This window comes from Xanthomonas sp. NCPPB 1325 (genome assembly GCF_041477645.2).
Classification (GTDB): Bacteria; Pseudomonadota; Gammaproteobacteria; order Xanthomonadales; family Xanthomonadaceae; genus Xanthomonas; species Xanthomonas cannabis.
The window spans coordinates 1315207-1328017 of sequence record NZ_CM192985.1 but is presented as its reverse complement, the minus strand read 5'-3'; the positions used below and the strand labels follow the sequence as shown (position 1 = coordinate 1328017).

Here is a 12811-nt window from a genome sequence, read left to right as displayed (position 1 = left end):
CGAAATCGACCAGCACATTGGCGAACGCCGCCACGCACACAGTCAAGCGTCTTCAGCGACCACCGCAATACGCATGCCCAGCGCAGACCGTTGACCACGCAACCGCACCGGCATCTGCTGCTCCGGATGACGTCGGTACAGTGCTTCGTCGATGCACAGATGGCCTGGAAACCGATGCGCGAGCGGCCCGCCACTCAACCGGTATTTGCAGGTCCGCGCAGTGCGTACATAGGCGGCCTGCATGACATGCACTTCTTCAACCTCAGCACCGGCGATGCGCGTGTAGACCCAAGGCCCACCTCTGGCCAGCACCAGCCAACACAAAAAACCCAGTAACGGCGGCGCGAGACAGACCGCCAAAATTGTATTGACCACGTGCTTGCCGATGACCGCCTTCCATCCACCGCCGCGGTACGCCTGCACAACGACAAACGCCGTCAATCCAGCACCCAGCAGCCACATCGGTGCGATCCAGCGTTGTCCGGATAGAAACGGTGCGGGAATGAGATCGGAAAACGCCCCGAGCACCAACACCGATCGCACTCGCAAACAGCGTGTAACGAACGGCGTTCGGCCAGCCGCGGATTGCGACGGTGTGACGCGTCATTGCGTGCCCTGGCGCCTTGCCTAGGTCGTCTTACAACGCCCGATGCTTGGCCTCGCCGAAAAACGGCGTGTGGTGGGCGCAGTCGTTCAAACGGACCACTTCGAGATGATCGACGTCGTCGCCTTCGAGCAGGTTTAGCGTGGTGGGCGCCTGGCGGAAGCTCCACAGCTTGGACAGCGGCAGGCCGAGGATCTTGCACAGGATCACGCGATTGACCGCATCGTGCGCAACCACCAGCAAGGTGTCGTCGGCACCCAGCCCATCGGCGGCACGCGCCAGGCCGCGCCAGCTGCGGTCCAGCACCTGACGCAACGATTCGCCGCCCGGCATCAGCACGGTGTCCGGCTCTTCGCGCCAGGCGCGCAGGCGGGCGGGATCCTTGTCGTTGATCTCGCTGGCCAGCAGGCCTTCCCACTCGCCATGGGCGATTTCCTGCAGGTCGGCATCGGTCTGCAGCAGGCTTTCGCGCGATGCACCCAACGCAGCCTTGGCGGTAGCCTGCGCGCGCGACAGCGGCGAGGCCACTGCGCGGTCGATCTGCAGCGTGTGCAGCCGTTCGCCCAGCGCACGTGCCTGCCCTTCGCCCACCGGCGACAGCGGGATATCGATCTGGCCCTGGTAACGGCCTTCGGCGTTCCACGGCGTCTCGCCGTGACGAGCAAGCAGGATGCGCATGCGCTGAGAGTTCCTTGGGGGAGGGGCGGCTCGCTGCGGCGAAACCGGACCGCATCATAACCGCTCCCCGCCCCCTGCCCGGCCGACCCAGCGCACACCCGGCGCCTTCGGTACCTGCAATGCGGGCGCCACCACAGTCATGATCCAGCGCAGATCGCTTTGTGCAGCGGTCGAGCGGGTCATCGCCGGGTCGGAGGTCCAGTCGCTGCTGGCCGACCCCCGGTTGCCGTCGAACCCCAGACCGACCAACTGCCCTGCGCATCCATTACCGCCACGCCGGCGTTGCTGCCACTGATGTCCATCTCCGACACGAAGTTGACCGGCACCGAGCCCAGGCGCGTATCTTCGAACCGGCAGCGCTTGGCCCTGATCGCCGTCAGCGACGGCTTGGGCGCGTCGAACGGGGCGGCGCCAGGTGCCTTTGGCGGCCAAACCACCCCGCGTGGTGAACGGCGTGCACGCCACGCCCGCGGATGCACGCAGCGGCAGGCCTCCGCTCAGGCGCGTCCCAACGCCGGATCGCTGCGACTGGGCCGGCCGGTTTCCAGATGCCCTGCCAGCCGGCGGCGAAATGCCGCACCCGGTTGCTCCACCACCACGTCGTACCAGTGATCGCTTGCCGCCCGCGCCAGATGGATGGTCTGGCGCTGGCCACCGGCCAGCTGCAGCGAGCGTGGACGGGGGTCGCCGTGGTCCAGCGCGCGCAGTTGCAGCGTGCAGGCCTGTTGCCCGGCATTGCCGATCTCCAGCACCAGCGCATCGCCCTCCTGCCGCGCTTCCAGCCACGGCGCCGCCTGCTGCGCCGATGCGGGCCGCACGACGCCGGCAAACTCGCGCAGGAATCCATTGGGCCCGTGCACGCGCAAGGCATACGCGCCATCTGGTGCAGCGCCCAGCGGCACATCGTCGAGCTGCGTGCCCGGCAACACGGTGTAATACCAGGGCCCGCCGCTGGCGGCGCCACTGTAGACATTGAAGGCCGCCGCCGCGGTGCCGGTGTTGACGAACTGCAGCTGCAGCGCTTCGCCCGCGTGTTCGCGCGCATGCACCTGCAGGGCGTAGGGCAACGCGCGTGCCGGACGTTGCCCAGGCTCCTGGCGCGGCATGCGCGCCGTTCCCGGTGGCGCCGGCTTCGGCTTGTTGCGGATCGCGGCCATGCGCGCACGGTAGTCGTCGATGGAGGGCAAGGCGCTCAGCGCCGAATCGTCCGGCTTGCGGAAGTCGAACACGCTGGTGAGATCGCCGCTGACCGCACGACGCCATGGGCTGATATTCGGCTCGGCCACACCGAAGCGACGCTCCAGCAGGCGCAGCACCGAGGTGTGGTCGAACACCTGCGAATTGACCCAGCCGCCCCGCGTCCAAGGCGAGATCACCAACATCGGCACGCGGATGCCCAGGCCGACCGGCACACCGTTGTACGACTCGCCGCACACATCGACATTGCTGCGCCCCATGCGTGCATCCAGCGCCGGCAGCGGTGCCGGCACATGATCGAAGAAGCCGTCGTTCTCGTCGTAGTTGATGATCAATGCAGTCTTGGCCCAGACCTCCGGATTGGAGGTCAGCGCGTCGATCAAACGCGCCACCAGCGATTCGCCGTAGGCCGGCGGTGCTTCGGGATGTTCGCAATACGCGGTGGGCGGAATGACCCACGACACCTGCGGCAGGCGATGGGCCTGCACATCGGCTGCAACGGCCGCAATCAGGTGATCGGCCTGGGTGTGTGCTGCGTTTTCTGCGGTGGACCCAGGCACGCAGGCACGTGCGCGCCGATAGCGCTCGTCGGCGCGATCGAGCCCCCGGTAGTGCGCAAAATACGCCAGCGAGTTGCAGCCGAAGTTGTCGTATTCCTGATACACGCGCCAATCGATGCCGGCGGCCTGCAACCGCTGCGCATAGGTGGTCCAGCCCATCGCCGCGTAACCGGGCTTGTCGCGTGCCATGTCGGCAGTCCAGTTGCCATCGTCGGCGTTGTCGGCCACCTGTGCGCGCAGGTCGCCCACGCTCAGGCCGCTGGTGCCGGTGAACAGGTACATGCGGTTGGGATTGGTCGGCCCGTGCATCGAGCAGAAATAGCCATCGCAGATGGTGAAGGCGTCTGCAAGCGCGTGGTAGTACGGGATGTCCTGACGCTGGAAATAGCCCATCGTCAGCTCGCCCTTGTACGGCACCCAGGCGTCGTATTCGGCCCAGCGTGCCGGGTCCTGCCCGTGGCCGGCTTTCCAGGAGTGATCCAGGCTCTTGATCAGCGGCGCGCAGGTGGTTTGCGAATCGAACGCGAACGGCAACAGGCGCCGTCCATCGGCCGCGGGCTGGCTCCAGACCGGGTTGCCGTCGCGCAGTTGCAACGCATGCGGGTCGCCGAATCCGCGTACGCCGCGCAGTGCGCCGAAATAATGATCGAACGAGCGATTTTCCTGCATCAGGATCACCACATGCTCGATGTCGCGCAACGTGCCGGTGCGCGAATTGGCCGGCAGCGCCAGCGCGCGCCCGATCGACGAAGGCAGCGCCCCGGCCGCAGTGAGTGCAGCAACCCGCTTGAGGAAATCGCGGCGCGAAGCAGATGACGTCATGACCAAGTTCCTAGCGAAGCCCATGCAATGCAGCGCGCAATGCGGCTGCAGAGCAGGTGTATAGCGGGCGAGCACGACAGTTTTGCGACAGCCACCGTCATCAATGTTTCATGAGCCGTTGACACCCTGCGTCGCGAAACGCCGGTGTTGCACCGCGCGTCCGCCCTCAGCCGTGCTCGAACAGGATTCCCCCATGACTTCCGCTCGTCGTTTTGATGTCACTCCGCTGGCGCTCGCCCTGGCCGCGCTGCTTCCCGTCATGGCGCAGGCCGCCGACCCGGTGACCGCCAGCATGGCCGACGCACCGGCAACGCCGGCCGATGCCGCAGGCAATGCAACGCAGCTGGACGCCATCAACGTGGTCTCTCAGGGCAGCACGCGGCAGGTGCAGCGCATCAGCCGCCAGGACATCGAACAACTCACACCGGGCAGCAGCGCCTTCAAGGCCGTCGAAAAACTTCCCGGCGTGCAGTTCCAGTCCGCCGACCCGTTCGGCACCTATGAGTGGTCCACGCAGGTGACCCTGCACGGCTTCGATCAGAGCCGTCTGGGCTACACGCTCGACGGCATCCCGCTGGGCAACATGAGTTACGGCGTCACCAACGGCCTGCACATCACCCGCACCATCATTTCGGAAAACCTTGGCTCGGTGGAAATCGCGCAAGGCGCCGGCGCGCTCGGCACCGCCTCCAATACCAATCTCGGCGGCACCATGCAGTTCTATTCGGCCGATCCGCAGACCACGCCCGGCGCGCGGTTGGTGCAGACGATGGGCAGCGATGCGACGCGCCGCACCTTCGTGCGCGCCGACACCGGCGACCGCAACGGCTTGTCGGCGTACCTGTCCTACGCCAATGCCAGCACCGACAAGTGGAAGGGCTTCGGCGACCAGACCTCCGAACAGGCCAACCTCAAGACCGTGTACCAGTGGGGCGACGGCAACCGCCTGAGCCTGTTCGTGGATACCTCGCGGCGCAAGGAATACGACTACATGGATCTGTCGTTGACCAGCCAGCGCGCACTGGGCTGGGACTACGATTACCTGCAGCCGGACTGGGCCACCGCCGTGCAGATGGCGCGTGCGTATCAAAACACCGGCGCCACCAGCGGCGTGGCCAACGGTTACCCGCAATCGCTGGCCGGACTGCCCAGCGATTACAGCTGGCTCGATGCCAGCTACTACGCCGGCGGCGGCCTGCGTCGCGACAATCTCGCCGGCCTGTCCGGCACCTTCGTGTTCGGTGGCGCAACGCTCGATGCCACCGGCTACTACCACGCCAATCGTGGCGAAGGGCAATGGGTGACGCCGTATGTGGCCACCTCGGCGCAGGTTCCGGTGTCGATGCGTACCACCGACTATGGTCTGGATCGTTTTGGCGGCACCAGCGCCTTGAAGTGGTCGTGGGGCAATCACGATCTGGAAGTCGGTGCATGGGCGGAAAACGCGCGCACCACGCAGGGCCGCAATTACTTCGCGCTCGGCAACGAGGGCTATACCTCGCTATACAACGTCCTTGAGGCACAGACCCCGTTCCGCCGCGATTTCCAGCAACGCTACACCACCCAGACCCGCATGCTGTACCTGCAGGATACCGTGCGCCTGCTCGATGACCGGCTGACGCTGAACTACGGCGCAAAGGCGCTGGACACCACCACACGCGCGCAATCGCTGGTGCCGACCACCGCACTGGCGCAGGGCCGCGTCCGTGCCGAAGACAACTTCCTGCCGCAGGTGGGCGTGAACTACAAACTCGACGAGCGCCAGGACATCTACGCGTCCTACAGCAAGAACATCGCCGCTTTCGGTTTCACTCCGTTCGCCACCTCGCAGGCCGCCTTCGACCGCAGCCGCTCCACGTTGGAGCCGGAAGAATCGCAAACCGTGCAGATGGGTTACCGCCTGCAGGACGAGCAGTTCCAGCTTTCGGCCGATGCCTACTTCACCAAGTTCTCCAACCGCCTGTTGACCACCTCCCCGTGCACCGCGGTGCAGACCTGCGCCTCGATCCTGAGCAATGTCGGCGCGGTGCACAGCGCCGGTGCGGATCTGGCGCTGATGTGGCGCCCGGTCGAAGGCCTGAGCTGGTTGAACTCGTTGTCATGGAACCGCTCGCGCTATCAGGACGATTACCTCAACAACGGCGTGGTCGCCACCTCCGGCAAGGACGTGGTCGGCATTCCGGCGCTGATGTTCTCCTCCAGTGCCAGCTACCAGTTCGGCAACCTGCGCCTGGATCTGGACGGCAAGTACGTCGACAAGCGCTACATCACCTTCCTCAACGACTCGCAGGTGCCGTCGTACTGGCTATTCAATGCAGGCGCACGCTACGACTTCGGCCGCGTCGGCCCGGTCGAGAATGTCGCGCTCGCCCTCAACATCACCAACCTCACCGACAAGCGCTACTTCGCCAGCACCGGCACCAACGGCTACGTCGCCTCCGATCCGGACGGCTACAACCAGACCATGGTGGTGGGTGCGCCACGGCAGTACTTCATGAGCCTGGATGTGAAGTTCTAAGTAGCGCTGCAGCGCCTGAAGCGCCCTCATCCGGCGCTACGCGCCACCTTCTCCCGCGCGCGGGAGAAGGTAGGCCGACAGTGCGTTGACGCCTCAAGCCGGTCCGCAGCGTCCGTTCCCATTGGTTCACGCTTGCTCGGCTTATCCGTATCTCGCCTCACCTGCTTTCCGTCTTCCCTGCCCCTGCCGTTCTCGGCCTCATCTACTTTTTGCCTTCTCCGCTTTTCCTTTCCGCCATCCCCGAGCGGTGGCCGGTCTTGCCCGGCGGCCCCCTCCTTGTCGACGTCCCTGCTTGCTGACTTCCCTGTCGCTCGACTTCCCTGCCCTTCCCCCGCCTGCGGGGGAAGGTGCCCGAAGGGCGGATGGGGGCAACCGCCCGGCAACAGACGCATCCTGTCCGCCAACCCGCCCATCACCACCACCTCCCGACCCGGACTGCGCCGGGACCATTGCTCTTGCACCGCCACATGCATACGCCTGGCCCCCGCATATAATCGGCGGCTTATCTTTCACTCAGCAGGCCCCGCCAGATGGCGCAGACGATGAAGGCGCTGGTCAAGCGCGAAGCGAACAAAGGCATCTGGCTGGAACAGGTTCCCGTGCCCACGCCAGGCCCCAACGAGGTATTGATCAAGCTGGAAAAGACCGCCATCTGCGGTACCGATCTGCATATCTACCTGTGGGACGAGTGGAGCCAGCGCACCATCACCCCCGGCCTGACCATCGGCCATGAGTTCGTCGGCCGCGTGGCCGAGCTCGGTTCGGCGGTCACCGGTTACCAGGTGGGCCAGCGCGTCTCGGCCGAAGGCCACATCGTCTGCGGCCACTGCCGCAACTGCCGCGGCGGGCGCCCGCACCTGTGCCCAAACACGGTCGGCATCGGCGTCAACGTCAACGGCGCCTTCGCCGAATACATGGTGATGCCGGCGTCCAATCTATGGCCGATCCCGGACCAGATTCCGTCCGAGCTGGCCGCCTTCTTCGACCCGTACGGCAATGCCGCGCATTGCGCGCTGGAATTCGATGTCATCGGCGAGGACGTGCTGATCACCGGCGCCGGCCCGATCGGCATCATTGCCGCCGGCATCTGCAAGCACATCGGTGCGCGCAACGTGGTGGTCACCGACGTCAACGACTTCCGCCTCAAGCTGGCCGCCGACATGGGCGCCACGCGCGTGGTCAACGTCTCCAAGACCTCACTCAAGGACGTCATGGCCGACCTGCACATGGAAGGCTTCGACGTGGGCCTGGAAATGAGCGGCAACCCGCGCGCGTTCAACGACATGCTCGACTGCATGTACCACGGCGGCAAGATCGCCATGCTCGGCATCATGCCACGCGGCGCCGGTTGCGACTGGGACAAGATCATCTTCAAGGGTCTCACCGTGCAGGGCATCTACGGCCGCAAGATGTACGAGACCTGGTACAAGATGACGCAGCTGGTGCTGTCGGGTTTCCCGCTGCACAAGGTGCTGACCCATCAGTTGCCGATCGACGATTTCCAGAAAGGCTTCGACCTGATGGAAGAAGGCAAGGCCGGCAAGGTTGTGTTGAGCTGGAATTGATTGGCTAATGGTGCAGATACACAAAAGGCGCCGCGAGGCGCCTTTTGTATTTCGGTCTTCAGAAGTGCTTAAAACGCAGCGGGTGATCCTTGGGTGCAGGCGAGCGCTTCAATACACGCGACGTCGACGAGGATGCAGACAAAGCGCAGTCGGTCGAGTGCGCGGTGCCCTCACCGCCTGCGGGACACGCCGTTAACCCGTCCATAGCGGCTCGATGGCGGCATCCATGCCGCCAACGGTCCCGCAAGCGACGAGTACACCGCACCAGACAGTTGGCTGGTTGCTTCATTGAAGAACGAAACCCGCATCAGACGGTTTACTGGTGATTGTTGAAAAACTCCGCGCAACGACCATCTCCACTGGTCCTTGCCCGCCCACCGTCGCGGGACCCTTGGCGGCATGGATGCCGCCACGGAGCTACATGGACGTACTTGCAGCGTGTCCCGCGATGGTGGGCGGGCAAGGGCCCTGCAGCCAAGCCTCAGCGTCGAGGGCGCGGTGCCCTCACCGCTCGCGGGACACGCCGTGAATCCGTCCGTGGAGGCTCGATGGCGGCATCCATGCCGCCAACGGTCCCGCAATCGGCGAGGCCACGCACCAGACAGTTCGTTGGTGGTTTGTTGAAGAACGAAGATGCTGCATCGCGCAGGTTGTCGGTTACTGGTTGAACACTCTGCGCATCGATCATCGTGACTGGTCCTTGTCCGCCCACAGTCGCGGGACCCTTTGGCGGCATGGATGCCGCCACGAAGCTTACAAGGACGTACTTGCAGCGTGTCCCGCGATGGTGGGCGGGCAGGGCCCTGCAGCCAAGACACAGATCAACCGCTCTAAGCGATCGATCCGCACGATGCAATCACGCCAAAACAAAACAACCAAGATTTAAAGCAAAGCGTCGTTTAAACAGGCGGCGAAGAATCCGCGCGGCCGCTCTTGCCGCCTCTCCCCTTCGCAGCCGACTCGTCAGAGCCGCTGTTTAGTCCATCGCCATTACGGCCAGGTGACTGTCGCCGTTGCCACCAGATGGTTCTGCGAATTCTGCCGGCCAAAACCGAATTCGGCCGCTTCGCTGGTGTCGTAATAGCCCACGGCCAGGCCCAGCGGGCCGAAGGTCTTGCCCACGTTGACGCCGAAATCATTGTAGTCGTGGTCCACCTTGCTGAGTGCCGCGGTGTAGATGCTGTGCCCGGCATGGGCGCCGATGGTGAAGTTGTGCGGCAATGCCCAATTGGCATCCAGCGCGTAGTAATAGCCGTCCGTGTCGGTGCCGTACAGATCGTTGGTGTAGGCAAGGGTCAGGCTGTAGGTTTTCAGGAATGTGGTCTTGGTGATCAGCTCGGCGTAGTTGGATGCGCCCGCGCCCAGGTATTGATAGCGGTTCACCATCACATCCAGGTTGAAGTTGGCGCTCAGGTCGGTGTTGTAGCCGACGAAGCCGTCCACTTCCCAATCCGGATCGCCAGCGCCGTAGTCGACATTGGAACCCCAGGTGCCGACGTAAAAGCCATACGGCAACTTGTAGGTCAGCCCGGCCTGGAACGCCGGGTCTTCGTTGGTCTGCGAGATACCGCGGAACAGGTAGTCGCTGGTCACCGCAAAGGTCCCGCTGAGTGGCGAGGCAGGCGCGCCTTCCTCCTGCGCCTGTGCCAGCGGCACGACAGACAACAACAGCAACGACAGACAACAGGCGAGCGGGGTCTGCTTCATGGGGCATCTCCTGGAGCGATGGGCGGGCGGATGGCGCGAAGCGAGCTGCACTGACTTCTTAGTCGAACTGTCATTGCAGCGCAACATGAACGTCGCGCTCGCTGGATCCAGCGCACATCCTGCACAAGCCGATGACACCGATCAGGCCTCCATCTCATCGACCGGCGGAGCCGAATCTTGATGGGACGGGAGTGGAGATTGGGGATTCGGGATTGGCCACAGCGAAGCGAATCCCTGCCCTGCCCCAATCCCCATCACCAATCCGCTATCTCACCCATCCCGATTCCCGGCTGGTACCAGCCGGCTAGGTCAGGCAGGAAACACGCCGTAGTGGCGCGCTGCCAGGCGTAGTTGCTGCCCTGGCTGAAAACTTCCGGCCGACGCCGGCAGCTCCACTTCCACCTCGTTGCCTGCCGGCTCCAGCGTTGCGCGCAGACGCAGACGCGCCCCACTGCGCTGCGACCATGCCACCGTCGCCGGCCAGCCGGTGTCGTCGGGTACCAGATCTTCCGGCCGCACATACACCTCGACCGGCCCTGCAGCCAGCGCGGCATTGGCCAGCGGCAGCGCATGCCCGGCCACCTGGATCTGCCCCTGCGCCAGCACCCCGGGAATGCGGTTCACCGCCCCCACAAACGAATACACAAATGGCGAGGCCGGCTTGTCGTAGATCATCGCCGGCGTGTCGAGCTGCTCGATGCGGCCGCGGTTGAGGATGGCCACGCGGTCGGCCAGTTCCAGCGCTTCTTCCTGATCGTGGGTCACGAACACCGTGGTCAGGCCGGTGCGCTCGTGCAGCTCGCGCAGCCAGCGCCGCAGGTCGCGACGCACCTGCGCATCCAGCGCACCGAACGGCTCGTCCAGCAGCAGCACGCGCGGCTCGATCGCCAGCGCGCGCGCCAATGCCACGCGCTGCCGTTGGCCCCCGGAGAGCTGGGTGGGATAGCGCTGCTCCAGGCCCTGCAACTGCACCAGCGCCAACAGCTCTTCCACGCGTGCACGGATGCGCGCTTCGGTCCAGCGCTCGTTGCCACGCCGCACGCGCAGTCCGAAGGCGATGTTCTCGAACACGTCCATATGCTTGAACAGCGCATAGTGCTGGAACACGAAGCCGACCCGGCGCGATTGCACGCTCATGCGGGTGGCGTCTTCGTCGCCAAACAGCACCTGCCCGCCGTCGGCATGCTCCAGCCCGGCCATGATCCGCAGCAAGGTGGTCTTGCCCGAACCGGAGGGACCGAGCAGGGCCAGCAACTCGCCCTGGCGCACGTCCAGGGTGATGTCGTCCAGCGCGGTGAAGGTGTCGAACTGCTTGCGCAGGCGGTGGATGCGGATGCCCATGGTCACCTCAGTGGCGGTGGTTGGCGGCCAGCGCATCGCCGTGCCGCCATTCCAGATATGTCTTCAACGCCAGCGTCAGCAGCGCGGTCAAGGCCAGCAGCGAGGCGCAGGCAAATGCGGCGCTGTAGGCGTATTCGTTATAGAGAATTTCCACGTGCAGCGGCAGCGTGTTGGTGCGCCCGCGAATATGCCCGGACACCACCGATACCGCACCGAACTCGCCCATCGCGCGCGCCGCGCACAACAGCACGCCGTACAGCAGCCCCCAGCGGATATTGGGCAGGGTCACCCGCCAGAACATCTGCCAGCCGCTCGCGCCCAGGCTCAGTGCAGCCAGCTCTTCATCGCTGCCCTGCTGCTCCATCAGCGGCATCAGCTCGCGCGCGATGAACGGGAAAGTGACAAACGTCGTTGCCAGCACGATGCCCGGCAACGCGAATACGATCCGCGGCAGCTGGATCACAAATTCGCCCAGCGCCGGCAGCTGCACCCGCCACCCTTCGTCGATCAGCGGCCAGGCCCAGCCACTGCGCCCGAAGATCAGCACGAAGATCAGGCCTGCCACCACCGGCGACACCGAGAACGGCAGGTCGATCAGGCTGACCAGCAGGCGTTTGCCCCGGAACTGATGCTTGCTGATGGCCCATGCCGCAGCGACGCCAAAGACCAGGTTCAGCGGCAACACGATCGCAGTCACCATCAGCGTCAGCTTGATCGCCGACAACGCATCCGGGTCGACCACTGCGCGCAGGAAGGTATCCCAGCCGCCACGCAACGCCTCGGCGAACACCAGCACCAGCGGCAGCAGCAGGAACGCCAGCAGGAAGGCCAACGCGCCCAGGATCATCAACCACTGCACCCAGCGCGGCTCGTTGGTGGCCGAGTCGGTGATACGGCGCGCCTGCTCGGTCATCGTGCGTGTCTGCAACAGGGAGGGCAACGATGAGACAGCATCGCTCATGCGGGCCTCCGTTGATAGCGCAGCAGGCGTGCCTGCAACGTATTGACCAGCAGCAGGATCATGAACGACAGCAGCAACATGGCCGCCGCAATCGCGGTGGCGCCGGCGTAGTCGAATTCTTCCAGCCGGATGGTGATCAGCAGCGGCGCGATCTCGGTGGAATTGGGCAGGTTGCCGGCAATGAAGATCACCGAGCCGTACTCACCCACCCCGCGCGCAAACGCCAGGGCAAAGCCGGTCAGCACCGCAGGCCACAGCCCCGGCAGCACCACCCGCCACACCGTCTGCCAGCGTGAGGCGCCCAGCGTGGCGGCGGCCGCTTCCAGCTCACGTTCGCTCTCGGCCAGCACCGGCTGCACCACCCGCACCACGAACGGCAGGCCCACGAACACCAGCGCCAGCACGATGCCCAGCTGGGTGTACGCCACCTTGATGCCGATCGCCTCCAGCCAACGCCCGACCCAGCCGTTGCCGCCATACAACGCGGTCAACGCAATACCGGCCACTGCCGTGGGCAACGCGAACGGCAGATCGATCACCGCATCGAACAAGCGCTTGCCCGGAAAGCTGTAGCGCACGAACACCCATGCCACCCAGGTGCCCATCACCGCATTGAAGGCACCGGCCGCAAACGCAGTGCCGAAGCTCACCTGCAATGCCGACAGCACGCGCGGCTCGCTCCAGACCTTCCACAGCCCCTCCCAGCCCAGCCCACTGGTCTTGATGAAAATCCCCAGCAGCGGGATCAGCACGATCAGGCCCAGCCAGGTCAGGGTGATGCCCAGACTCAGGCCCAGCCCCGGCATCACGCGCCGGCGCGATGGCGACACCGGGCCGGATGCAACCGATGTCCGCATG

9 protein-coding genes and 1 pseudogene are annotated in these 12811 nt (G+C 65.0%); 2 read left to right on the top strand and 8 right to left on the bottom strand.

From position 1 onward, the window contains the following. Positions 1 to 42 precede the first annotated feature (42 nt). The 4 genes and pseudogenes from ACCQ10_RS05470 to ACCQ10_RS05455 all read right to left on the bottom strand — a co-directional run bounded on the left by ACCQ10_RS05470 (position 43) and on the right by ACCQ10_RS05455 (position 3861). A complete protein-coding gene (locus tag ACCQ10_RS05470; RefSeq protein WP_372362436.1) occupies positions 43 to 534 on the bottom strand; it encodes a hypothetical protein in 492 nt (163 codons plus the stop codon). Between the two features lie 103 nt (positions 535 to 637). Continuing rightward, a complete protein-coding gene (locus tag ACCQ10_RS05465; protein WP_039412210.1) occupies positions 638 to 1282 on the bottom strand; it encodes a histidine phosphatase family protein in 645 nt (214 codons plus the stop codon). Between the two features lie 54 nt (positions 1283 to 1336). Continuing rightward, positions 1337 to 1750 (bottom strand): annotated as a pseudogene (locus ACCQ10_RS05460) (S46 family peptidase); the annotation flags it as partial. A gap of 29 nt (positions 1751 to 1779) precedes the next feature. After that, positions 1780 to 3861: a phosphocholine-specific phospholipase C gene (locus ACCQ10_RS05455; protein WP_372362435.1), complete on the bottom strand. Its 2082-nt coding sequence runs from the start codon at positions 3859 to 3861 to the stop codon at positions 1780 to 1782. 103 nt (positions 3862 to 3964) lie between these two features. Here ACCQ10_RS05455 and ACCQ10_RS05450 point away from each other — a divergent pair, with 103 nt between their 5' ends. Continuing rightward, positions 3965 to 6379: a TonB-dependent receptor gene (locus ACCQ10_RS05450; RefSeq protein ID WP_372362434.1), complete on the top strand. Its 2415-nt coding sequence runs from the start codon at positions 3965 to 3967 to the stop codon at positions 6377 to 6379. A 530-nt stretch (positions 6380 to 6909) separates the two neighbouring features. Further along, entirely contained in the window at positions 6910 to 7944 is a 1035-nt protein-coding gene (tdh, locus tag ACCQ10_RS05445) for an L-threonine 3-dehydrogenase (RefSeq protein ID WP_179455019.1), read from the top strand. 990 nt (positions 7945 to 8934) lie between these two features. On the opposite strand, the gene ACCQ10_RS05440 is transcribed toward tdh, so the two are convergent. From ACCQ10_RS05440 to cysT, 4 genes are all read right to left on the bottom strand, one after another. Beyond that, the gene (locus ACCQ10_RS05440) at positions 8935 to 9651 is read right to left on the bottom strand and encodes a TorF family putative porin (RefSeq protein WP_372362433.1); all 717 of its coding nucleotides are present in this window, start codon (positions 9649 to 9651) and stop codon (positions 8935 to 8937) included. Between the two features lie 309 nt (positions 9652 to 9960). After that, positions 9961 to 10992, bottom strand: coding sequence for a sulfate/molybdate ABC transporter ATP-binding protein (locus ACCQ10_RS05435; RefSeq protein WP_372363059.1), 1032 nt, complete (start codon positions 10990 to 10992; stop codon positions 9961 to 9963). Positions 10993 to 10999: 7 nt separating this feature from the next. After that, positions 11000 to 11953, bottom strand: a complete 954-nt coding sequence (gene cysW, locus ACCQ10_RS05430) for a sulfate ABC transporter permease subunit CysW (RefSeq protein ID WP_047695388.1) — start codon at positions 11951 to 11953, stop codon at positions 11000 to 11002. Further along, the gene (cysT, locus tag ACCQ10_RS05425; protein ID WP_372362432.1) at positions 11950 to 12810 is read right to left on the bottom strand and encodes a sulfate ABC transporter permease subunit CysT; all 861 of its coding nucleotides are present in this window, start codon (positions 12808 to 12810) and stop codon (positions 11950 to 11952) included. The genes cysW and cysT overlap by 4 nt, the downstream gene beginning before the upstream one ends. Position 12811 lies beyond the last annotated feature (1 nt).

Bases quoted from the DNA above. Each gene is read 5' to 3' on its own strand.
- cysW (WP_047695388.1), bottom strand. From the start codon at position 11,953: ATGAGCGATGCTGTCTCATCGTTGCCCTCCCTGTTGCAGACACGCACG.
- ACCQ10_RS05455 (WP_372362435.1), bottom strand. From the start codon at position 3,861: ATGACGTCATCTGCTTCGCGCCGCGATTTCCTCAAGCGGGTTGCTGCA.
- ACCQ10_RS05435 (WP_372363059.1), bottom strand. From the start codon at position 10,992: ATGGGCATCCGCATCCACCGCCTGCGCAAGCAGTTCGACACCTTCACC.
- ACCQ10_RS05440 (WP_372362433.1), bottom strand. From the start codon at position 9,651: ATGAAGCAGACCCCGCTCGCCTGTTGTCTGTCGTTGCTGTTGTTGTCT.
- ACCQ10_RS05465 (WP_039412210.1), bottom strand. From the start codon at position 1,282: ATGCGCATCCTGCTTGCTCGTCACGGCGAGACGCCGTGGAACGCCGAA.
- cysT (WP_372362432.1), bottom strand. From the start codon at position 12,810: ATGCGGACATCGGTTGCATCCGGCCCGGTGTCGCCATCGCGCCGGCGC.
- tdh (WP_179455019.1), top strand. From the start codon at position 6,910: ATGGCGCAGACGATGAAGGCGCTGGTCAAGCGCGAAGCGAACAAAGGC.
- ACCQ10_RS05450 (WP_372362434.1), top strand. From the start codon at position 3,965: ATGTTTCATGAGCCGTTGACACCCTGCGTCGCGAAACGCCGGTGTTGC.